The organism is Deinococcus radiotolerans (assembly GCF_014647435.1).
GTDB classification, from domain to species: domain Bacteria; phylum Deinococcota; class Deinococci; order Deinococcales; family Deinococcaceae; genus Deinococcus; species Deinococcus radiotolerans.
This window is the reverse complement of the sequence record NZ_BMPE01000028.1, coordinates 20,560-41,736: the sequence shown is the minus strand read 5'-3', so window position 1 is coordinate 41,736 and position 21,177 is coordinate 20,560. Positions and strand designations below refer to the sequence as shown.

General features: G+C 67.7%; 19 protein-coding genes. 10 read left to right on the top strand and 9 right to left on the bottom strand.

Translation table 11 applies throughout. The features are described from left to right. The 8 genes from IEY63_RS20950 to rplL all read left to right on the top strand — a co-directional run. Positions 1 to 74: EF-Tu C-terminal domain-related protein (locus IEY63_RS20950; RefSeq protein WP_204365949.1), on the top strand; the 74-nt coding region annotated here is incomplete at its 5' end. A gap of 359 nt (positions 75 to 433) precedes the next feature. Beyond that, positions 434 to 601, top strand: coding sequence for a 50S ribosomal protein L33 (rpmG, locus tag IEY63_RS20945; protein WP_022800165.1), 168 nt, complete (start codon positions 434 to 436; stop codon positions 599 to 601). 78 nt (positions 602 to 679) lie between these two features. Further along, entirely contained in the window at positions 680 to 859 is a 180-nt protein-coding gene (gene secE, locus IEY63_RS20940) for a preprotein translocase subunit SecE (protein WP_189070944.1), read from the top strand. Further along, positions 856 to 1,428 (top strand): transcription termination/antitermination protein NusG, encoded by a 573-nt coding sequence (gene nusG / locus IEY63_RS20935; RefSeq protein ID WP_062157467.1) that lies wholly within the window; start codon positions 856 to 858, stop codon positions 1,426 to 1,428. Before secE ends, nusG begins: the two co-directional genes overlap by 4 nt. 174 nt (positions 1,429 to 1,602) lie before the next feature. Next, entirely contained in the window at positions 1,603 to 2,037 is a 435-nt protein-coding gene (rplK, locus tag IEY63_RS20930; protein ID WP_189070943.1) for a 50S ribosomal protein L11, read from the top strand. Further along, positions 2,030 to 2,731 carry a 50S ribosomal protein L1 gene (gene rplA / locus IEY63_RS20925; RefSeq protein WP_189070942.1) on the top strand — a complete coding sequence of 234 codons (702 nt, stop codon included), beginning with the start codon at positions 2,030 to 2,032 and terminating at the stop codon, positions 2,729 to 2,731. The genes rplK and rplA overlap by 8 nt, the downstream gene beginning before the upstream one ends. 191 nt (positions 2,732 to 2,922) lie before the next feature. After that, a complete protein-coding gene (rplJ, locus tag IEY63_RS20920; RefSeq protein WP_189070941.1) occupies positions 2,923 to 3,417 on the top strand; it encodes a 50S ribosomal protein L10 in 495 nt (164 codons plus the stop codon). Positions 3,418 to 3,483: 66 nt separating this feature from the next. Beyond that, positions 3,484 to 3,846 (top strand): 50S ribosomal protein L7/L12, encoded by a 363-nt coding sequence (gene rplL / locus IEY63_RS20915; protein WP_189070940.1) that lies wholly within the window; start codon positions 3,484 to 3,486, stop codon positions 3,844 to 3,846. A gap of 63 nt (positions 3,847 to 3,909) precedes the next feature. Here rplL and IEY63_RS20910 read toward each other — a convergent pair whose 3' ends face one another. The 7 genes from IEY63_RS20910 to IEY63_RS20880 form a co-directional block, all read right to left on the bottom strand. Next, entirely contained in the window at positions 3,910 to 4,302 is a 393-nt protein-coding gene (locus IEY63_RS20910) for a rhodanese-like domain-containing protein (protein WP_189070939.1), read from the bottom strand. 84 nt (positions 4,303 to 4,386) lie between these two features. After that, positions 4,387 to 5,004 carry a hypothetical protein gene (locus tag IEY63_RS20905; protein ID WP_189070938.1) on the bottom strand — a complete coding sequence of 206 codons (618 nt, stop codon included), beginning with the start codon at positions 5,002 to 5,004 and terminating at the stop codon, positions 4,387 to 4,389. Beyond that, positions 4,962 to 5,267 (bottom strand): GIY-YIG nuclease family protein, encoded by a 306-nt coding sequence (locus IEY63_RS20900; protein WP_229784838.1) that lies wholly within the window; start codon positions 5,265 to 5,267, stop codon positions 4,962 to 4,964. The genes IEY63_RS20905 and IEY63_RS20900 overlap by 43 nt, the downstream gene beginning before the upstream one ends. Next, positions 5,264 to 5,815, bottom strand: coding sequence for a DUF2239 family protein (locus tag IEY63_RS20895; protein WP_189070937.1), 552 nt, complete (start codon positions 5,813 to 5,815; stop codon positions 5,264 to 5,266). The genes IEY63_RS20900 and IEY63_RS20895 overlap by 4 nt, the downstream gene beginning before the upstream one ends. A gap of 59 nt (positions 5,816 to 5,874) precedes the next feature. Next, positions 5,875 to 6,297 carry a hypothetical protein gene (locus tag IEY63_RS20890; protein ID WP_189070936.1) on the bottom strand — a complete coding sequence of 141 codons (423 nt, stop codon included), beginning with the start codon at positions 6,295 to 6,297 and terminating at the stop codon, positions 5,875 to 5,877. A 17-nt stretch (positions 6,298 to 6,314) separates the two neighbouring features. Continuing rightward, positions 6,315 to 6,824: a hypothetical protein gene (locus IEY63_RS20885; protein WP_189070935.1), complete on the bottom strand. Its 510-nt coding sequence runs from the start codon at positions 6,822 to 6,824 to the stop codon at positions 6,315 to 6,317. After that, complete coding sequence (locus IEY63_RS20880; protein ID WP_229784837.1) at positions 6,821 to 7,612, bottom strand: hypothetical protein; 792 nt, start codon at positions 7,610 to 7,612, stop codon at positions 6,821 to 6,823. Before IEY63_RS20880 ends, IEY63_RS20885 begins: the two co-directional genes overlap by 4 nt. A gap of 355 nt (positions 7,613 to 7,967) precedes the next feature. Here IEY63_RS20880 and rpoB point away from each other — a divergent pair, with 355 nt between their 5' ends. Beyond that, positions 7,968 to 11,420: a DNA-directed RNA polymerase subunit beta gene (rpoB, locus tag IEY63_RS20875; RefSeq protein WP_189070934.1), complete on the top strand. Its 3,453-nt coding sequence runs from the start codon at positions 7,968 to 7,970 to the stop codon at positions 11,418 to 11,420. A gap of 104 nt (positions 11,421 to 11,524) precedes the next feature. Beyond that, a complete protein-coding gene (gene rpoC / locus IEY63_RS20870; protein ID WP_189070933.1) occupies positions 11,525 to 16,144 on the top strand; it encodes a DNA-directed RNA polymerase subunit beta' in 4,620 nt (1,539 codons plus the stop codon). Between the two features lie 124 nt (positions 16,145 to 16,268). On the opposite strand, the gene IEY63_RS20865 is transcribed toward rpoC, so the two are convergent. Both IEY63_RS20865 and IEY63_RS20860 read right to left on the bottom strand, forming a co-directional pair. After that, on the bottom strand, positions 16,269 to 19,631 hold the full coding sequence (locus IEY63_RS20865; RefSeq protein WP_189070932.1) for a DEAD/DEAH box helicase: 3,363 nt from the start codon (positions 19,629 to 19,631) through the stop codon (positions 16,269 to 16,271). A 350-nt stretch (positions 19,632 to 19,981) separates the two neighbouring features. Then, positions 19,982 to 21,100 (bottom strand): PQQ-dependent sugar dehydrogenase, encoded by a 1,119-nt coding sequence (locus tag IEY63_RS20860; protein ID WP_189070931.1) that lies wholly within the window; start codon positions 21,098 to 21,100, stop codon positions 19,982 to 19,984. Positions 21,101 to 21,177: the final 77 nt, after the last annotated feature.

Below are 21,177 nucleotides of genomic sequence, written 5' to 3'. Positions count from 1 at the left end.
AGGGCCTGCGCTTCGCCATCCGCGAAGGTGGCCGCACTGTCGGCGCCGGCGTCGTCGCCAAGGTCATCGAGTAATCGAAACCTGCTGACGCGAGAGGGGAGGCCTGCGGGTCTCCCCTCTTCTTCATGGCAGGGGCATTCCACGCTTCAACCTACCCGGACACTGCTGGATCGGCGCCGCCCTGACCGGCACCTGAAGCGGAAAAGGCGCCCGTGATCGGCATTTTCCCGATTGCCGGCCGGGTCACAGTGGACACCTGCCCTCCGACTCCCTATAATTCGAATGTTGCCCGCCAGAAGGCGGGCTTTTACCAGCGTGTCCGACCCCGCCACCGCGCGGGCAAGGATCTCCCCGGGACGGCCCGGGGTGGCTGGGAGCAGAATCGCCGCCAGTCCCACCGTGGCCGCGCGGCACCTCTGCGAAGGAGCATCTCATGGCGAAAGACGGCCCCCGCATCATCGTGAAAATGGAAAGCAGCGCCGGCACCGGCTTCTACTACACGACCACCAAGAACCGCCGCAACACCCAGGCGAAGATGGAACTGCGCAAGTACGACCCCGTCGCCAAGAAGCACGTGGTCTTCAAAGAGAAGAAGGTCTGATCCCGCAGCGGCCCACCGGGTTTCCGGGGGCCGCGCGGCCGGATCGTTCCACTCCTCTTCTCTGTCGCAGGTGAATGCATGAACTTGATTCAGTACTTCCGCGAGTCCCGCGCTGAACTCTCGCGCGTGTCGTGGCCGACCCGCCAGCAGGTGCTGGAAGGCACGCAGGCCGTGCTGATCTTCGTCGTGGCCCTCACGCTGATCGTGTACGTGCTCGACCTGGTCTTCAGCAACCTGATCAAGGTGGTGCTGTCATGAGCATCGAATGGTACGCCGTTCACACGTACGTCGGTCAGGAAGACCGCGTGCAGCAGCACCTGATGGAACGCGCCACCAAACTCGGCATGCGCGGCACCAAGATCTTCCAAGTGATCCAGCCGGAAGAGAAGGCCGTCGAACTGCAAGAAGGCGGCAAGAAGGTCGAGGTCACGCGCAAGCTGTTCCCCGGCTACGTCTTCGTGCAGATGGACGTCGAGGATGACGACGCGCCCGGCGAACTGGGCGAGTCCTGGGAAGTCGTGCGCGGCACCAACGGCGTGACCGGCTTCGTCGGCACCGCCACCCGCCCCGTCCCGCTGTCGCACGAGGAAGTCCAGCGCCTCCTCGCCAGTGTCGGCGTCGCCACCCAGCCCGTGCAGGAAGAAGCTCCCAAAGTCAAGGTGGACTTCAAGGCCGGGGACATGGTGCGCGTCACGGGCGGACCGTTCGCGGACTTCAGCGGCGTCATCAGCGAGGTCAATATTCCCCAGGCGAAGGTCAAGGTGCTCGTCAGCATCTTCGGCCGTGAAACCCCGGTGGAACTCGACTTCAGCCAGGTTGCCAAGTAAGACCCCGACCCACTGCCCGCGCCCACTGGCAAAACAGCGGCGCAGGCAGTACACTGAAAAAGTTGCTGTGCGTTCACGGCCAGCCTCCGGCACCCGTGAACGACGCAGAACTTAGCGCCAGCACCCCGCTCCGGCCGTACACGGACCGATCCGGGGGAGCTAAGGAGGCACCACATGAAGAAAGTCGCAGGGCTTGTCAAACTGCAGCTCCCGGCGGGCAAGGCCACCCCGGCCCCCCCCGTGGGTCCCGCGCTCGGTCAGTACGGCGCGAACATCATGGAGTTCACGAAGGCGTTCAACGCGCAGACGGCCGACAAGGGTGACGCGATCATCCCCGTCGAGATCACCATCTACGCCGACCGCTCCTTCACCTTCATCACCAAAACCCCTCCCATGAGCTACCTGATCCGCAAGGCCGCCGGCCTCGCCAAGGGCAGCGCGACCCCCAACAAGGCCAAGGTCGGCAAGCTCAACTGGGAGCAGGTGCTGGAAATCGCCAAGACCAAGATGCCCGACCTGAACGCCGGCAGCATCGAAGCCGCCGCGAACACCGTCGCCGGCACCGCCCGCTCCATGGGCGTGACCATCGAGGGGGCCCCCAATGCCTAAGCACGGCAAGCGTTACAAGGCGCTCACCACCAAGGTGGACCGCAGCAAGCAGTACACCATCGACGAAGCCGCCGCGCTGGTCAAGGACATCGCCACGGCGAAGTTCGACGAGACCGTCGAAGTGCACTTCCGTCTCGGCATCGACCCCCGCAAGAGCGACCAGAACGTGCGTGGCACCGTCGCGCTGCCCCACGGCACCGGTCGCACCGTGCGCGTCGCCGTGATCACCAAGGGTGACAACGTGCAGGCCGCCGAGGCCGCTGGCGCCGACGTGGTCGGCAGCGACGAGCTGATCGAGCGCATCGCCGGTGGGTTCATGGAGTTCGACGCGGTTGTCGCCACCCCCGACATGATGGCCCAGGTCGGCCAGAAGCTCGCGCGTCTGCTCGGGCCCCGCGGCCTGCTGCCCAACCCCAAGAGCGGCACCGTCGGCCCCGACGTTGCAGGCATGGTCAAGGGCCTCAAGGCCGGCCGCATCGAGTTCCGCAACGATAAGACCGGCGTCGTGCACGCCCCCATCGGCAAGGCCAGCTTCGAACCCGGCAACCTCAGCGCCAACTACGGCGCGCTGATCAGCGCCCTCGAAGCCGCCAAGCCCGGCAGCGCCAAGGGCGTGTTCCTGCGCAGCGCGTACCTGACCACCACCATGGGCCCCAGCATCCAGCTGACCCTCAGCGGCGGCGGCCAGGGCTGAACGCCCCCCGGGGAGGAGGGTTCCCTCTTCCCCACCCCACCTTCGGCACCCCGGTGCACCCTCGCACCTTTCCAATCCGTTTCTTCTCAGGCACCAAAGACAGCGGGGACCCTTGCCAGGTTTAAACAGCCCGCCGAGTTGCCAGGGCGCGACCGTGCACCTGGACCTCGTTCCCACCAAGGAGGTACTGCGTGGCGAACGAAAAGAACCAGCAGACCCTCAGCAGCCTGAAAGGCAGCCTCACGGGCGTCGAGACGTTCTACGTCGTTGACTACCAAGGCCTGACCGCCGGCCAGCTGGGCAAACTGCGCAAAGACATCCGCGAGAAGGGCGGGCAGCTCATCGTTGCCAAGAACACCCTGATCAACCTGGCCCTCCAGGACGGCGGCCGCGACTTCGCGGACGCCCTCAAGGGCCCCAGCGCCATCGTCGTGGCTCAGGACGACCCCGCTGGGGTTGCCAAGGCTCTCAGCGACGCGGCCAAGGGCAACGACAAGGGCATCCCCGCCGTGAAGGCCGGCTTCGTCGAAGGCAACCGCGTGGACGTGAAAGTTGTGGAACGTCTCGCCAGCCTCGGCAGCAAGCAGAGCCTGCAGGGCGAACTGGTCGGCGTGCTCAGCGCCCACCTCAGCAACTTCGTGGGCATCCTCGAAGCGTACAAAGAAAAACTCGAAGGCCAGGCCTAAACCCGGCTTTCTGCCCGGGCTGAGCCCAGGCACGCACCACCCACTTCAATTCCGGAGGAATACAACATGGCTTACGACAAACAGGCTCTGATCGACCAGCTCGGCACCCTCACCATCATGGAACTCGCGGACCTCATCGACGGTCTGAAGGAAACCTGGGGCGTCACCGCCGCCGTCGCCGCCGGCCCCGCCGCTGGCCCCGCCGCCGCCGTTGAAGAGAAGACCGAGTTCGACGTCATCCTGGTGGATGCCGGCGCGAGCAAGATCAACGTCATTAAGGAAATCCGCGCCATCACCGGCCTGGGCCTGAAAGAAGCCAAGGACATGAGCGAGAAGGGCGGCGCGCTGAAAGAAGGCATCAGCAAGGACGAAGCCGAGAAGATCAAGGCCCAGCTGGAAGCTGCTGGCGCCCGCGTCGAACTCAAGTAAGTCCCCCCAACCGGGCGTGCAACCCCCACCCACGCGGTGGGGGTTTTTCCATGCCGCTTTGGCTTACGTGCCAGGGCGCTCGACAGCCTGACCCGCCTGCGCCCACGCGCGGATCCCCCCGTCCAGATGCGCGACCCGGCCGTACCCCATCTGCTGGAGGGTGTCGGCCGCCAGTGCCGAGCGGCCCCCGGACGCGCAGTGCAGGATGATGCGCCGGTCCGGGCTGAACTCCTGGCGGTGGTAGGGGCTGCTGGGGTCCGCCCAGAATTCCAGCATGCCGCGCGGGGCGGCAACCGCACCGGGAATCACGCCGTCCTCCTGGGCCTCACCGGGCTCCCGGATGTCGACGAGCAGGGCGTCCCCGGCCTGCACCTCGCGGGCCACCTGATCCACGGTGAGGTTCTCCACGCGTTGCTTGGCGTCCTGAACCAGTTGAGCAGCGGTCTTCCCAGTCATGCGTGCCTCCGGAAGAGAGACAGTGAACGTGGTTCCCGGCAGAATGAACGAGAACCGTGGGCTCCCTTCCCCTCCAGTGTAGGCCTAACCCGGCCGGTCAGCTGAGCGGTGCTTCGGTGCCTGCCCGACCACCTGCCGCACGAACCGGGAAGTGTCCTCGCGCAGCGTCCGCGCCACGTCCTCTGGCAGCGCCGGGCGGGACGCCACGGCCAGCCGCACGCCGTAGTCCGGATCGGCCGCCAGCACGCCGAGCAGTTCCGGGGCGAGGTCCGGCCGGGCGGCGATCCGGGCGCGCACCAGCCACGCGGCGTGCCCCGCCAGCGCCTGTACCTCCGCCCCGGTCAGCGTGGTGTGCTGCGCCAGCGGGATGAGCAGTTCCGTGCGCCCGTGCCGGATCAGGTGCGTCCTCACCCACATGGGGAGGTCCGGCAGGCGCAGCAGCGCGTGAAAAGCACCGTCCGGCCAGCCGCGCAGCAGGTGCGGATCGGCCAGCCGCAGCAGAGGCAGGGCCGGATTCGTCAGCACCTCAACCGGGAACTCGGGGGTTAGGGCGCCCAGCACGGCTGCGGGCGTGTTCGGGTGCCGCGCGACCTGAGCCCGTACCCCGGCCTCCGGGTGGCGGGCCAGAACTGCCAGTTCCGAGGCGGGCGTCCTGGCGTTCAGTACGACGGCTGGGGGGACACGTTCAGCTTCTCCTGCCATAACGAGAGCAACTCCTTCAGGTCGTCCGGCGACACGCGGCCCGCCGCGTCCGGCTTCAGTTCATCCAGCACCTCGAACGTGAACGCGTCCGGGCCGTCCTGAACCCAGTCTCGCTGAAGTCCCGGGTGCCGGTGCGAACCCAGCTGTAACTCGAAGCGGACCCGGTTCAGGTACGCGGGGGCGTCCACGCTGCTGCCCAGCAGGCTGCGGCCCGAGGTGAGGTGCTGCACGCGGTAGATGCCCGGGCGCGGCGTGTGCTTCACGCTTCCTCCAGCGCGGGCGCCGCGAGGTATAGGGCGTGCGTACGGACGTCCGGGGGCCACGCGGCCAGCGCCGCCTCGAACGCGGCGCGCTGCCCGGCGTACAGGGCGCGGGTGGCCGCCTCGAACCCCGGCAGGTCACCGCCCATCGCCCCCAGGAACCGGTCGGCTGCCGCTTGGGCCTGCGCGCGGCGCTCGCCGTCCGGGTCGGCCTTGCGGGCCTCGTCAATCAGGCGGCGCAGCGCCGCGGACGCCCCGCCCCGCTGGCGTTCCAGCCACTCCCAGTGGCGGGGCAGCAGCGAGACCTCGCGCGACACGACGCCCAGCTTCGGACGGCCCGGCCCACTACGGGGTTCCGTCGGCACATGACGGGCCAGCACGTCCTCCAGAGAACCGCTCAGGTCGAAGTCCACGCTGCGCCCGGTCCGGTCGTCGAAGGTCAGTTGGCCAGGATGAGGCTGGCCGTGCAACTGCGCGAGCGTCTCCGCAAGAGGGGCAGTCAGGCGGCGGGTGGATCCGTCGAAGGTGGTGAAGGTCGCTTCCGTGTCCATGCCCAAATATTACCCGGGTGAATTAGCAGGAGCAATAGTGCCCGGGTAATAAGGATGGCTTAAGTCCGCTCCTCCCGTTGACTCTGCCGCAGCATCCGCCGCGCCCCATGCCGAATCCGCTGCGTGCGGCCGTGCATCACCAGAACATTCAGCTCAGGCTGAAACGCGCCTGCTCCCCCCTCACGCTCAATCCAGTCCACCGCACCCTGCTGCCAGAAATCCGAGGGGAAAGTCAGGCCGAGCCGGACACTCAGGTGCGTTGGGAAGCGGTGCGCCAGCGACGGATCGAGCCCTGCGGCAATCAACCTCGCGCACAGATCCGCGTGAAACGCCGTCCCTTCCTGCAAGACCGTCACCAGAAAGATCGGGGCCGCTGCGGTCAGTGATGACCACTCGCCCTCCCGCGCGAGGTACATCCACTCCCCTGTCCCGGTCACACCGACGGGCACGCGGGCTCCACTCAGCTCGGTCACCACGGTCACGCCCTGATCAGATGCCGTCAGGACGCCCCTCCGAACCCTTTCGTCCACAGGCCGCAGCGGTCGCGGACGCTCAGTCGCAGTGTCTCCCCCATCCAGCGTAGGCCGAGCACATCGAAACTGCCGCAGTCCGGGCGGGCGCTGAGTTGGCCGGTCACGCCGCGCACCCCGGTGGCCTGCACAACGGTCGCCTGGAAGGTGAAGACGTCCAGGGCATCGAATGACCGGGAGCGGTCGGTGACCAGCACCACCGCGGCGGCCTGGGCGGTCCACAGTTCGCCCGGCCAGTTGTTCAGCCGCTCTCCGGTCCGCAGGTTGATCTGCCACGTCTCGCAGGCGGACGCGGTGGTGCCACCGCCCGTGGGGCACAGGGTCATCCACAGCTGCCCCAGGCCCAGTTGCGCGGACTGCCGGGTCAGTTCGGCAGGAATGGGCAGCGTCCAGACCGTCTGGGGGCCCTCCACCCGCCGGATCTGGGCGGGTCGCTGCGGACCGGGCTGGTCGTACAGGTAGACCGGCGCGGCGATCACTTCAGCTCTTTACGCAGCCCGGCGGCCATCTGGAACCACTCGCGTTCCTGGCGTTTGTAGAGGTTCGTGGCGCGCGACTCGGTTTTGGCCATCTGGTCGAGCAGGGTGCGGGCGTCCTCTGTTCGGCCCTGGCGGATCAGGTACGCGGCGTAGCGGGCGCGGGGTTCCTCGGTGGTGGCGCCCGTGATGGCGTCGCGGTAGGTCTGGTCGGCGTCGGCTTTGCCCTGGGCGTCCTGGGCCTGCGCGAGGAGGGTCAGGGTGCGGGTGCGGGTGGCGGCGCTGGTGCGCAGGTCCACGCGGTTCAGTTTGCTTTCGGCTGTGCTGAAGTCGTTGCGGGCCAGGTCCAGTTCGGCGCTGGTGAGCAGCACGACCGGATCGTCGGCGTAGATGCCGCTCAGGAGGGGCGCGAGGGTGGCCTGCGCCTCGTCCGGGCGGCCAGCGCGGGCCTGGAGGGCGGCCAGGTCGGCGCGGTGCTGGAGGGTGTCGCTCTCGGTCAGGCGCTCATGCGCCTCGCGGATGCGGGTGTCCAGGGGTTTGAGGGCCTCGACGCCGCGCGCCACGGCCTGCCCGGCCACGCGGCTGCCGCCGCGCGCGGCTGGGATCAGCACCATGAAGGTGTACACGGCAGCGAAGGCCAGGCCGAACAGTCCGCCGAACACGGCGCCGAACAGCAGCATGACGATCCAGTACACCTGTTGCCGCGTGACGACCGCGTGAATCAGGCCGATCAGGGCCAGGCCCCGCAGGATGGTGGAGATCAGCGGCAGGTAGGGGGAAAGGGCGTCCACCTGTCCATGCTACGGGGTGCGGCGCGGGAATCGCGCTGAGTTCGTGAAGTGACCCTCAGGGCGTGGGTGGATTGATTCCGGGGTGGGCGGTGCGGCATACTTCGCGTCATCACCCGCGCCCGGCCCCCTGAAGTGTTGCAGGCCAGGACGCCCGTTGACCGGTCATGCCGGGCGGGCGTATACTGTTCTGTGCTGACCATGATGGGTCGGGCCAGGAGTTCTTTGCGGCGAACGGGTCTGCAAAACTAACTTAATTTTCAGGGAACGCGCCCAGGCAAGGGGCCGCGCTTCCCGCGCGCTTGTTTCTCCACCCCGGAAACGCGCGTGAGTTCAGAAGAGGGCGTGCGAGGTGGACATGAGTTTGACCGGTAAAGGACCCCGCATCGAGCGATTCGGTGACATTGCGGACGTGATTCCGCTTCCCAACCTGACCGAAATTCAGGTGAACTCCTTCCAGGCGTTCCTGCAGGCCGACCGGGCGCCCGACCAGCGCGAGAACGTCGGGTTGCAGAGTGCGTTCAAGGAAGTCTTCCCCATCGACGAGACCGAGAAGGGCCGCAGCACCGGTCTGGTGCTGGACTTCCTCGAGTACCGTCTGGGCGAGCCGCCGTACACCCCCGAGGAGTGCCGCGAGAAGGACGTCACCTACCAGGCGCCCATGTACGCCAAGCTGCAGCTGATCCACAAGGACAGCGGCCTGATCAAGGAAGACCAGGTGTTCCTGGGCGACCTGCCCCTGATGACCGAGGACGGCTCGTTCGTCATCAACGGCGCGGACCGCGTGATCATCTCCCAGATTCACCGCAGCCCCGGCGTGTACTTCACGAGCTCCTACAAGGGCATCAAGAAGATGTATACCGGCGCGATCATCCCCATGCCCAAGCGTGGCCCCTGGATCGAACTGGAGTTCGCGGGCGGCATCCTGGAAATGAAGGTGAATAAGCGCAAGTTCCCCGTGTCGCTGCTGCTGCGCGTGCTGGGGTACGACGACACCAGCCTCAAGGCGCTGTTCACGGAGTTCGAGCCGGACATGGAACTCCCCGAGGACAAGAGCGCGGGCATGGGCGCCGACGAGGCCCTGCTGCGCCTGTTCACGGTCCTGCGCCCCGGCGATCCGCCCAAGCGCGACAAGGCCATCCAGTACCTGTACGGCCTGCTGGCTGACCCGCGCCGCTACGACCTGGGTGAACCCGGCCGCTTCAAGATGAACACCAAGCTGGGCGTGCAGCGTCAGGAACGCACCCTGCTGAACTTCGAGGACGGCAAGTTCACGGACGCCGGCCTGGTCGACACCATCCGCTACCTGATGGCGCTCCAGTACGGCCGCGAGACGGTCGGCATGCAGGGCGCCGACGGCCTGCACGACGTGCCGGTCACAGAAGATGACATCGACCACCTCGGCAACCGCCGCGTGCGCACCGTGGGCGAACTGCTCGCCGACCAGCTGCGCGTGGGCATGGGCCGCATGGCGCGCGGCGTGCGCGAGCGCATGCTGCTGGGCAACCCCGACGCCGCGACCCCCACGAAACTCGTGAACAACCGCCCCATCGTGGCGGCCATGCGCGAATTCTTCGGCCGCAGCCAGCTCAGCCAGTTCAAGGACCAGACCAACCCCCTGTCGGACCTGCGCCACAAGCGCCGTATCTCCGCGCTGGGGCCGGGCGGTCTGACCCGCGAACGCGCCGGCTTCGACGTGCGCGACGTGCACCGGACTCACTACGGCCGCATCTGCCCGATCGAGACGCCCGAAGGTGCGAACATCGGCCTGATCTCCTCGCTGGCCAGCTACGCGAAGGTGAACGACCTGGGCTTCATCGAGGCCCCCTACCGCAAGGTCGAGAATGGCCGCGTCAGCGACGACGTGATCTACATGACGGCCGACATTGAGGACCGCTACACCGTGGCGCAGGCGAACAGCCCGCTGAACGACGACGGCACCTTCAGTGACGAGCGCGTCCTGGCCCGCCGCAAGGGCGACCCCCTGTGGTACACCCCGGAAGAAGTGGACTACATGGACGTGTCCCCGAAGCAGATCGTGTCCATCAACACGTCCCTGATTCCCTTCCTGGAGCACGACGACGCCAACCGCGCGCTCATGGGTTCCAACATGCAGTCGCAGGCCGTGCCGCTCGTGCGTGCCGACAGCCCCGCCGTGGGTACCGGCGTCGAGCGCCGCGTGGTGACCGACAGCGGCACCAGCGTCGTGAGTGACGTGACCGGCCGCGTGACGTACGTGGACGCCCGCAACATCCAGGTCACCCTGACCGAGGACGCGCCCGCCATTGGCTACAGCGCCGGCAACGTCCGCACCTTCGAACTCGTGCGTTTCACCCGCAGCAACCAGGGCACCAACCTCGACCAGCACCCCATCGTGGATATCGGTGACACCGTCACCGCCGGTCAGGTCATCGCCGACGGTCCCGCCAGCGACCTCGGCCGCCTCGCGCTGGGTCAGAACATCACGATTGCGATCATGCCGTTTGACGGCTTCAACTTCGAAGACGCGATCTGCATCAGCGAGGGTCTGGTCCGTAAGGACTTCTACACCAGCGTGCACATCGAGAAGGACGAGATCGAGGCGCGTGACACCAAGCTCGGGCCCGAGAAGATCACCCGCGACATCCCTGGCCTCAGCGAAGCCGCGCTGCGCGACCTCGACGAGGACGGCATCGTCCGCGTGGGCGCCGAAGTCAAACCTGGCGACATCCTGGTCGGCAAGACCAGCTTCAAGGGTGAAAGTGAACCCACCCCCGAAGAGCGCCTGCTGCGCAGCATCTTCGGCGAGAAGGCCCGCGAAGTGAAGGACACCAGTCTGCGCGTGCAGTCCGGTCAGGGCGGCATCGTCGTGAAGACCGTGCGCTTCCGCCGCGGCGACGAGGGCGTGGACCTCAAGCCCGGCGTGCGCGAGATGGTCCGCGTGTACGTGGCCCAGAAACGCCAGCTGCAGGTGGGCGACAAGGTCGCCAACCGCCACGGGAACAAGGGCGTGGTCTCCAAGATCATGGCCCCCGAGGACATGCCCTACCTGGAAGACGGCACCCCCGTCGACCTCGTGTTCAACCCGCTGGGCGTGCCCTCGCGCATGAACCTCGGGCAGATCCTGGAAACCCACCTGGGTGAAGTGGCCCGCCTCACGGGGCAGAAGTTCGAGACCCCGGTCTTCGACTCCGTCACCGAAGCGACCATCAAGGAAATGCTCGAAGTGGCCGCCGCCGAACGCATCCAGCGCAACAAGGACGACGGCTTCGAACTCGACAAGCGCGAGCAGCAGGTGCTTGACCGCGCCGCGAAACTCGGCGTGATCAGCGACACCAGCGGCGACTACGAGAAGTCCCAGATGGAACTCAGCCGCACCGGCAAGAGCGTCCTGTACGACGGCCGCACCGGCGAACCCATCAGTGGCCCCGTCGTGGTCGGCACCATGTACGTCATGAAGCTGTACCACATGGTGGAAGACAAGCTGCACGCCCGTTCCACCGGCCCTTACAGCCTCATCACCCAGCAGCCCCTGGGCGGTAAAGCCCAGTTCGGCGGTCAGCGCTTCGGGGAGATGGAAGTGTGGGCGCTTGAAGCGTACGGCGCCGCGCACACCCTCCAGGAAATGCTCACGATCAAGTCCGACGACATCGATGGCCGCGACGCCGCGTACCAGAGCATCGTCAAGGGCGAGGAAGTCTCGGGCAGCACCATTCCCGAGTCGTTCAAGGTGCTCGTCAAGGAACTCCACTCGCTGGGCCTGGACGTCGAAGTGCTCGACAACGGCGACAAGGCCGTCGACATCTTCGAAGGCATGATGCCCAAGCGCTAAGGCGCGCGTTAGCGCGCCGTCCAGGGGTCACAGCGTCCAGGTCCCGTGCCCAGAACCTCTGACCCCTGGCCCCCCGGTTCAAGCCTCCCAACCCAGGAGTCTCAATGAAAGATTTCAACAAAGTTCGTATCGCCATCGCCAGCCCGGAGAAGATCCGCGAGTGGTCGTTCGGCGAGGTTGAAAAGCCCGAAACCATCAACTACCGCACCCTGAAACCCGAGCGCGAAGGTCTGTTCGACGAGCGCATCTTCGGGCCGCAGAAGGACTACGAGTGCGCCTGCGGGAAGTACAAGCGTCAGCGTTACGAGGGCAAGGTCTGCGAGCGCTGCGGCGTGGAAGTCACCAGCAGCAAGGTCCGCCGCTACCGCATGGGTCACATCGACCTGGCGACGCCCGCCGCGCACATCTGGTACGTGAAGGACACGCCCAGCAAGATCGGCACGCTGCTCGACCTGAGCGCCGGTCAGCTGGAGAAGGTGCTGTACTTCAGCTCCTTCCTGGTCACCGACCCCCGCAACGCCCAGAAGGACGGCCGTCCCCTCAAGCGCGGCGAGCTGCTGAGCGACGACGAGTACCGTGAACTGCGCTTCGGCCGTCAGGAAACGTACTCCATCCCGAACGGCACCGACGCGGAGATCCGCGACGGCGAGTACGTCACGCGCGGCCAGATCCTGGGCGGCAACGTCGTCAGCAAGATGGACGGCCTGGCCCAGTACCGCTTCCCGCGCCGCGCGATCATCGCGTACAGCGAGGAAGTCGAGGCGACCCTGCCCGTGCCCGCCGAGGCCCTGGTGGAGCAGGACACCTTCCGCGCCGGTGAGATCCTCGCCGAGCTGGAAAGCGACGTCACGATCACCGCGCCCGTGGACGGCACCGTCGTCCTGCACGAGATGGGCGAGGACAGCGTCATGGTCGAGCTGCGCGAGGGCGTGGACGAGGAAGGCACACCCAGCGGTGAGGTGTTGAGTCGCGTGTACATCCCGCACGGCATGAACGTGCAGGTCGTGCACGGCGAGATCATCGAGGCCGGCGCTGCCCTGGCTGACGCCGCAAGCGGCACCCGCCTGCGTGTCAGCCGCGACAGCCGCCTGTCGGGCGTCACCTTCCCCAAGAAGAAGGGCGACGTGCAGGTCACGGCGCACTGGACGCGCCGCGCCGAGTACCCCATCAACCCCACCATGCACGTCCTGATCGGTGACGGCAGCGAGGTCAAGCGGGGCCAGAAGGTCGTAGGCGCGATCGACAAGGAAGAGGAGATCGTCGCGGAAGCCGACGGCACCATCACCCTGCACAATCCCGCCAGCATCATCGTCAGCAAGGCGAAGGTCTACGCGTACAGCGACGAGCCCCTCGTCGTGAACGGCGACCGCGTCGAGCCTGGTGATGAACTCGCCGACGGCGGCGACCTGCGCAGCGAGATCAGCGGCCGCATCGAGATTGACCTGGTGCGCAAGCAGGTGCGCGTCATCGAGTCCTACGACTTCGACGCGAAGATGGGCGCCGAGGCCGTCAAGGAACTCCTCGACGACCTCGACCTCGATCAGCTGGAAGTCGAGCTGAACGAGATGATGAAGGACTCCAGCCGCCACAAGCGCGCCAAGGCCCGCAAGCGCCTGGAAGTGACCCGCGCGTTCAAGCGCAGCGGCAACCACCCCAGCTGGATGATCCTGAACACCGTGCCCGTCATGCCTCCGGACCTGCGTCCGATGGTGCAGGTGGACGGCGGCCGCTTCGCGACCTCGGATCTGAACGACCTGTACCGCCGCCTGATCAACCGCAACAACCGCCTGAAGAAGCTCATGAGCCAGGGCGCGCCGGACATGATCATCCGCAACGAGAAGCGCATGCTTCAGGAAGCGGTGGACGCCCTGATCGACAACGGCCGCCGCGGCAGCCCCGTCACGAACCCCGGCAGCGACCGCAGCCTGCGTTCCCTGACCGACCTGCTCGGCGGGAAACAGGGCCGCTTCCGTCAGAACCTGTTGGGTAAGCGCGTGGACTACTCCGGCCGCAGCGTGATCGTGGTCGGCCCGCAGCTGAAACTCCACCAGTGCGGGGTGCCCAAGCGCATGGCGCTGGAACTCTTCAAGCCCTTCCTGTTCAAGGTGCTGGAGGAAAAGGGCGAAGTCACGAACATCAAGCAGGCCCGCAAGATGCTCGAACGCTACCGCGACACCCGCGACAGCGTCTGGGACGCCCTGGAAGAGGTCATTGAGGACAAGGTCGTGCTGCTCAACCGCGCGCCCACCCTGCACCGACTGGGCATCCAGGCCTTCGAGCCGGTTCTGGTGGAAGGTCAGTCCATCCAGCTGCACCCGCTGGTCTGTGAAGCCTTCAACGCCGACTTCGACGGCGACCAGATGGCCATTCACGTCCCCCTGAGCGCCCAGGCGCAGGCCGAAGCGCGCATTCAGATGCTCAGCGCGCACAACCTGCTGTCCCCCGCGAACGGCGAGCCGAACGTTAAGCCCAGCCGCGACATCATCCTGGGGATCTTCACGCTCACCCTGCTGCGCAAGGACAACCTCGGCGCGGGCAGCGAATTCGCTGACGCGCAGGCCGCCCTGGCCGCCCTGAACGGCGGGAAGGTCGCGCTGAACAGCCCCATCGTCGTGGACGGTCAGGAGACCAGCCCCGGCCGCCTGAAGTACGTCTTCTCCAGCCCGGACGAGGCGATCATGGCCGTTGAACGCGGCGAGATCGACCACCAGGATTACGTCCGCATCCGTCTGAACGGCGTCACGTACGACACCAGCGCGGGCCGCGTGATGTTCCGCCGGATCGTGCAGGAAGCCCTGGGCGCGCAGGCGCACCTCGTGGACACCCTCGTGAACCTCGAGACCGCCTACGAGAAGGATCACCTCAAGGACATGGTCATGGCGTGCTTCAAGCACCTCGGCATCGAGGCGACCGCCGGTCTGCTCGACGGCCTGAAGGACGCGGGCTTCAAGCTCTCCACGACCTCCGGCATCACCATCGGCATTGACGACATCGTCATCCCGCCCGCCAAGACCGAGATCCTGGCCGAAGCGGATGCCAAGGTCGCCGAGATCGAGCAGAACTTCGAGTTCGGCTTCATGACCGAAGAAGAGCGTTACAAGCAGGTCGTGCAGCTCTGGAACGACACGAAGGACGAAGTTAAGAACGCCATGTTCGACAACTTCGGCAAGAACTACCCCTTCAACCCCCTGTGGATCATGAGCCTGTCCGGCGCCCGTGGTAACGCGCAGCAGATCACGCAGCTCGCCGGGATGCGCGGCCTGATGGCCCGCCCCGACGGCAGCACCATCGAAGTGCCGATCCGCGCCAGCTTCCGTGAGGGTCTGTCGGTGCTGGAGTACTTCATCTCCACCCACGGCGCCCGTAAGGGTGGCGCGGACACCGCGCTCCGTACCGCCGACTCCGGCTACCTGACCCGCAAACTGGTCGACGTGGCCCACGAAGTCGTCGTGCGCGACGTGGACTGCGGCACCACCGACTACACCGTCATGCCCCTGGGCGCCACCGACGAGCGCACCGGCGAGTGGCGCACCCGCAAGAGCAGCGAGATCGAGACCAGCATCTATGGCCGCACCCTGTCCGACGCGGTCGAGGTCGACGGGCGCACGATTGAAGCGGGCGAGATGCTCAGCCTGGAAGACGTCAAGGCGATCACCAAGAACGCCAAGGCCCTCCAGAGCGTGTTCATCCGCACGCCCCTGAACTGCCGCGTCAAGAGCGGCGTGTGCCAGAAGTGCTACGGCTACGACCTCTCGCAGGCCAAGCCCGTCAGCATGGGCGAAGCGGTCGGCGTGGTCGCCGCCGAATCCATCGGCGAGCCCGGCACGCAGCTCACCATGCGCACCTTCCACACCGGTGGGGTCGCCGGCAGCGGCGGCGGGGACATCACCATGGGTCTGCCCCGCGTGATCGAACTGTTCGAGGCCCGCAAGCCCAAGACCTCGGCGGCCGTGGCCGACCGTGACGGCGTCATCCGCATCGAGGAGGACGAGGAACGCTACCTCGTGCGCATCGAGGCCGACGACGACCAGTACAGCAGCAAGACCGCCATGAAGATCAGCAAGGGCCTGCGCATGATCGTCAAGGACGGCGACCGCGTCGAAGCCGGTCAGCCCCTCACGCGCGGCGCCATCAACCCCCACGACCTCCTGCTGTACAAGGACACCGACGCCGCCCAGCGCTACCTGGTGGAAGAAGTGCAGCGCGTGTACCGCAGCCAGGGCGTGAAGGTGCACGACAAGCACATCGAAGTCATCGTGCGCCAGATGCTCCGCTGGGTTGAGATCACCGACGGCGGCGACACCGAACTGCTCGAAGGGCAGACCGTGGAACGCTGGGAAGTCGACCAGGCCAACGACCTGCTCGAAGATGGCCAGACCCCCAGCTCCTGGAAGCCCGTCCTGCTGGGCATCACCAAGAGCAGCCTGACCACCAAGTCCTGGCTGTCCGCCGCGAGCTTCCAGCACACCACCCACGTGCTGACCGAAGCCAGCATGAAGGGCCAGGTGGACGACCTGATCGGCCTGAAGGAGAACGTCATCCTCGGGAAGCTCATCCCCGCCGGTACGGGCCTCATGACCGTCCGCGAGATGCAGGTCGCCGACGAGCGCACCCTCGAGAAGTACGGCGAGGGCAGCACCAGCACGGACTCCGTGACCGGCAACCGCAGCTACGACGACACCCGCCCCGGCGTCGTCAACGAGAACGTCACCTACACCAACTGATCCGTTAGGCTCACGAACCCCCTGCCCCCTGCGGGCGGGGGTTCTCTTGTGGGCGCCACCCCCTGAGCACGAGGACGCCCGCAGCCTGAGACAGGTCTGCGGGCGTCCTCGGATCAGCTCTGGACTACCGGGTCTGCTCGACCCCGGTGCGTTCCAGCAGGTCGCCGTCCTCGTCCTCCAGCGGCGCGAACAGCCGGTCGAGGTCGGCGGGCGTGAGCTGCGTGGCGTCACTGAGGCCCCCGTCAAGAATGCCGCGCGCCAGGGACGCCTTGCGGGCCTGCAGGTCGAGAATGCGTTCCTCGACGCTGCCGGCGGCGATCAGCTTGTACACGAACACCGGTTTGTCCTGCCCGATGCGGTAGGCGCGGTCGGTGGCCTGCTCCTCGGCGGCCGGGTTCCACCAGGGGTCATAGTGGATGACGGTGTCAGCCGCCGTGAGGTTCAGGCCGACGCCCCCGGCTTTCAGGGTGATCAGGAAGACGTGGGTCTTGCCGTTCTGGAAGGCGTCGATCTGGCCCTGGCGGTCCTGGGTGCTGCCGGTGATCATGGAGTACGGGATGCGCTGTTCGCGCAGCCAGTCCTCAAGGTGACGCAGCAGCGTGGCGAAGCCGCTGAAGATCAGGACGCGGCGGCCTTCCTCGATCATCTGCGGGAGGTGCGCCTGGAGCCAGTCGAACTTGGCGTTGTTCTGCACGCCGCGCGCCGCGTCGAGTTTCACGAGGCGGGGGTCGGTGACCGCCTGCCGCAATTTCAGGAGGGCGTCGAGGATGGCGATGGTGCTGCGGGCCAGTCCGCGCGCGCGAAGTTCCTCGCGGACGCGGGTCTCGGTGGTGACACGCACCGTCTCGTACAGGTCGCGCTGGTCGCCGTCCAGCGTGACACGCACCGGGATCTCGGTCTTGGGGGGCAGTTCGCGCGCCACGTCACGCTTCTCGCGCCGCAGGATGAACGGGCGCACGCGGGCGGCAAGCGCCTGACGGCGGGACGCCTCGCCGCGCTTCTCGATGGGCGTGCGGTACAGCTCGCGGAAGGTCTTCTCGTCGTGCAGGAGGCCCGGCGCGAGGAAGTTAAACTGCGACCACAGCTCGCCCAGGTGGTTTTCCAGCGGCGTGCCGGTCAGGGCGAGGCGGTGACGGGCGCTGAGACTCCCGGCGGCCTTCGCGGCGGCGGTGCGGGTGTTCTTGATGTTCTGCGCCTCGTCGAGGATCACGAGGTGGTACTCGAAGGCGCCGAGTTCCGTGATGTCGCGCGGCAGCAGGGGGTACGTGGTGAGGATCAGGTCATGCCCCGGGATCTGCGCGAACTGCGCGCGGCGGTCCTTGCCGTGCAGGGTCAGCACCCGCAGGTCCGGCGTGAACTTCGCCGCCTCGGCCTGCCAGTTGCCGATCACGCTGGTCGGCGCGATCACCAGACTGGGGCGGTCGGCGCGGCCCGATTCCTTCTCCAGCAGCAGGTGTGACAGGGTCTGCACGGTCTTGCCCAGGCCCATGTCGTCGGCGAGGATTCCGCCCATGCCGTACTCGCGCAGGAATTGCAGCCACGCGACGCCCTGGCGCTGGTAGGGGCGCAGGTCGGCGCGCAGGCCCTGCGGGGGGGTGATGTCCTGCACGCCCCTGAAGTCTCGCAGGCGGCGGCCCAGGTCGAGCAGGCGCTCGGCCCCCAGCCAGCGGGCCTGCACGGCCTCCTCCAGCTGGGCGACGCGGGCGGCGTCGAGGAGCGGGAGGCGCAGCGGCCCGGGGGGCAGGTCGCGGAGGTTGAGTTCCACGAGGACGCCCAGGATGGCCCGGACGCGCCCGGCGGGCAGCGCGACACGGCGGCCGTCGCCGAGGGAGGCGTGCAGCACCTCGTCGTCCTTCAGTTCCGCCAGGGCTTCGGGCGTGAACAGCTGCGGCTGGCGGGCGATCAGGTCGGCCAGGATGGGAATCAGACTGAGGCGCTGGCCGTCCACGACGATGCCGAGGTCGAGGGTGAACCAGCCGCCGTGCGAATCGTCGGTCTCGCCGTACCAGTCGGTGATCTCCGCGAAGTTCAGCGGGAACTCCGGGTGGACGTGGATGGTGAAGCCCTGCGCCTCCAGATCGGCGCGGCCCGCGCGCATGAAATCCATCCAGGCGTCGTCGTCCCCGAGGGTCAGGAGGTGCTCGCCGCCGGGAACGGTGTACTCATGGCCGTAGGCGTCGTCGAGGAGCATGAAGCCGCTCAGGGCGACGGTGTGCGCCGCGTCGCGTTCCGCTTCCGGGTCGCGGGTGACGCGGGTCAGCACGCCGCCCCGGAACACGGCGGGGCCGGTGCCCGCGTGGTCGTCGGGGACGGTGAGGCCCGCGTAGGCGTGCCGGAGTTCCGCCAGGGGTAGCGTCACAGCGTGCCGGGCGCCGCTGAAGGCGTGGTGGGTGGCCTCGCGCGCCAGCAGGTGCAGCTGCGGGGTGTACGGCAGGCGTTCCTCGCGGACCTGCACGGTCTGCGGGATGGGCAGGTTCAGGCCCGACGCGGTGATCGCGTGGGCCAGCGCCACGGCCTGCGCGGGCGGCAGGACCGGACCGGACAGGAAGCGGGCGGTGACTTCCGCCGGGGCGTCGGTCTGCACGCGCGACAGGGTCAGGGCGCCGGGCCGCACCGCCCAGGGGGGCGCGACCGGGAGCAGTTGCGCGTCCGGCGCGTCCGGCAGGTGCACGGCGGGGGTCTGCCCGCCGCGCGGGTCACTGAGCCACGCCAGCTGCCCGCTCAGGTCCGGGCCGCGCGTGAGGGGCTGCTCGGGCCGCTCCCAGCACAGGCGGCCGCTGCCCAGCAGGTGCTCCAGCAGCAGGTCCGCGGCGGGGTGATCGGTCAGGGCGTGCAGTTCCTCCTGCCAGCGGCCGGGCTCGTGCGTGGCGGTGGTGGCCATCTCCAGCAGGCGCAGCAGGTTCGAGTCGCGGCGCACGAACGCGGGCGCGCTGCTGAGGTTGCGGGGCATCGGGTAGCGCTCGGCGCCCTTGACGTCCGGCTGCTCGCCGCGCAGGGGCACGCGCAGGAGTTGCAGCGCCACGCGCCGCCCCCCCGCCGACGAGCCCGGCGGCAGGAAGCGCAGCACGTAGCGCAGTTCAAACTGACGGCCTCGGCTAGGGCTGCGGGTGTCCGTGAACGACGCCAGCCACTGCTGCGTGCGGGCGTCCAGCGGTTCCTCGGCGGGGGCAGGTTTGCCGCCCTCGGCCGCGTCGCGGGGCGCGGGGCGCGGCCCGGCGGGCGGGTCGGTCGCCAGCACGAGCGCAGCCACGTGGCGGCAGCGGTAGCGCCCGCAGGTGCAGGAACTGCCGCGCAGCTGCGGGTCGGGCGGCGGCAGCAGATCCACGGTGGCGTGGTAGGGCACGCCCGCGTCGGTGACGGTCGCCTCGGCGTGCCAGCCGTCGTCCGTCCACTCGCGGCGCACATCGGTGACGGCCTCCTCACGCAGCGCGAGACCCTGGGCGGCCGTGTCGAGCGCGAAGCCGGGCGGCAGGCGGCTGAGTTTCATGCGTGCACCGGGACGCCCGTTTCAGGCGCCCAGCCGTGCGGGCGGGACGGAATGACCTTCACGGCATGAACAAACACGCCCTCCAGTGTACCGCGCCTCGCCTGTTCCTGAATCCGCAGTCCAGTACAGAAAGGCGTGTCAGCTGGACAGCTGTCCGGCCCCCGGCGGTGTGGGCAGCGTCAGGTCCTTCAGGCGGAGGCGACTCGTCGCGATAAATATTTTGGCGGAGCGGAAAGGAGCTCGGATGGGCCGATAACGCTGCGACGCCCGGCACTAAAGAAGCTGCAACATGACCACACTGTGACCGGCGAGGCGGAGGTTTTCCCTTCAGCCCCGCCGACCAACAGGTTTCAGCGGGCCTGGATGCGCCAGACGCGGCCCTCGCCGTCGTCGGTCAGCAGCAGCGAGCCGTCCGCCGCGACCGCCAGGTCCACCGGGCGGCCCACCACGTTCTGCCCGCGCAGGAAGCCGGTCAGGAAATCCGTGACCTTCCCGGTCTGCGGGTCAATGGTGATCACCTTGTACCCGCTCTTCTCGCTGCGGTTCCAGCTGCCATGCAGCGCCACGAACATCTGCCCGCGGTACGCGGCGGGGAAGGTCTTCCCAGTGTAGAACGCCAGCCCCAGCGGCGCGGAGTGCGCGGTCGTCAGGGCGAATGCGGGCGTGGCGGCCTTACAGGTGTCGGCCGACTTGCGCCCAAAGTCCTTGTCCCACACCTGCGCCTGTCCGGGCTGGGTGGTGTAGCAGTACGGCCAGCCGTAGAACCCACCTGACTTGACCTTGTAGAACCCCTCGGGCGGCAGGTCGTCGCCCAGCTGGTCACGGCCGTTGTTCGTGGCGTACAGCTGCCCGCCGAACCACTCCAGCCCCACCGCGTTGCGCAGGCCCGTCGCGTAGGGTTTGCCGTTCTTCCCGTCCGCGTCGTACACCCAGATCGCGGCGCGTTTCGGGTCGCTCTCCTCGCAGACGTTGCAGGTGCTGCCCGCCGACACGTACATCCGCCCGTCCGGACCGAACTCCACCGTGCGGGTCGAGTGCCCGCCCCCGCCCGGCAGGTCCACCAGTTTCGTGGGTGCGGCGCTGGCCTTCGTCTCCCCGGGCTTGTAGGGGAAGCGCACCACGCCGTCCGTGTTCGCCACGTACAGGAACCCGCCCTGGGTGGCCAGGCCGTGTGGCTGGTTCAACCCGCTGGCGAACACCTGCTTGCCGTCGGCCTTGCCGTCGCGGTTGCGGTCCGGCAGGACGTACACGGTCCCGGCCCCCGTATCGCTGAGCAGGACGTCCCCGTTGCTGGCCACCACCATGAAGCGCGGCTTCTTGAACCCGTCCGCGTACAGGTTCACCTGAAATCCGGCGGGCACCTTGAAGCTCTGCGCGGCGCCCGTGCTGCTCTGCGCACAGCTGGTCCCCAGCAGGGCGATGGTCGTGGCAGCCAGCGCCGCCGGGAAGGCCAGTCGAGTTGAGGGCATGCTCCCAGCAGATCAGCCGCTCATGAGCCCGGCATACCGGCCCGCTCAAGTGCGGCTTCACGGGCCGGAGGTCCAGT

Bases quoted from the DNA above. Each gene is read 5' to 3' on its own strand.
- secE (WP_189070944.1), top strand. From the start codon at position 680: ATGAACTTGATTCAGTACTTCCGCGAGTCCCGCGCTGAACTCTCGCGC.
- IEY63_RS20905 (WP_189070938.1), bottom strand. From the start codon at position 5,004: ATGGCAGGAGAAGCTGAACGTGTCCCCCCAGCCGTCGTACTGAACGCC.
- IEY63_RS20910 (WP_189070939.1), bottom strand. From the start codon at position 4,302: ATGACTGGGAAGACCGCTGCTCAACTGGTTCAGGACGCCAAGCAACGC.
- IEY63_RS20895 (WP_189070937.1), bottom strand. From the start codon at position 5,815: ATGGACACGGAAGCGACCTTCACCACCTTCGACGGATCCACCCGCCGC.
- rplA (WP_189070942.1), top strand. From the start codon at position 2,030: ATGCCTAAGCACGGCAAGCGTTACAAGGCGCTCACCACCAAGGTGGAC.
- IEY63_RS20860 (WP_189070931.1), bottom strand. From the start codon at position 21,100: ATGCCCTCAACTCGACTGGCCTTCCCGGCGGCGCTGGCTGCCACGACC.
- rpmG (WP_022800165.1), top strand. From the start codon at position 434: ATGGCGAAAGACGGCCCCCGCATCATCGTGAAAATGGAAAGCAGCGCC.
- rpoC (WP_189070933.1), top strand. From the start codon at position 11,525: ATGAAAGATTTCAACAAAGTTCGTATCGCCATCGCCAGCCCGGAGAAG.
- rplK (WP_189070943.1), top strand. From the start codon at position 1,603: ATGAAGAAAGTCGCAGGGCTTGTCAAACTGCAGCTCCCGGCGGGCAAG.
- rpoB (WP_189070934.1), top strand. From the start codon at position 7,968: ATGAGTTTGACCGGTAAAGGACCCCGCATCGAGCGATTCGGTGACATT.
- nusG (WP_062157467.1), top strand. From the start codon at position 856: ATGAGCATCGAATGGTACGCCGTTCACACGTACGTCGGTCAGGAAGAC.
- IEY63_RS20865 (WP_189070932.1), bottom strand. From the start codon at position 19,631: ATGAAACTCAGCCGCCTGCCGCCCGGCTTCGCGCTCGACACGGCCGCC.
- rplL (WP_189070940.1), top strand. From the start codon at position 3,484: ATGGCTTACGACAAACAGGCTCTGATCGACCAGCTCGGCACCCTCACC.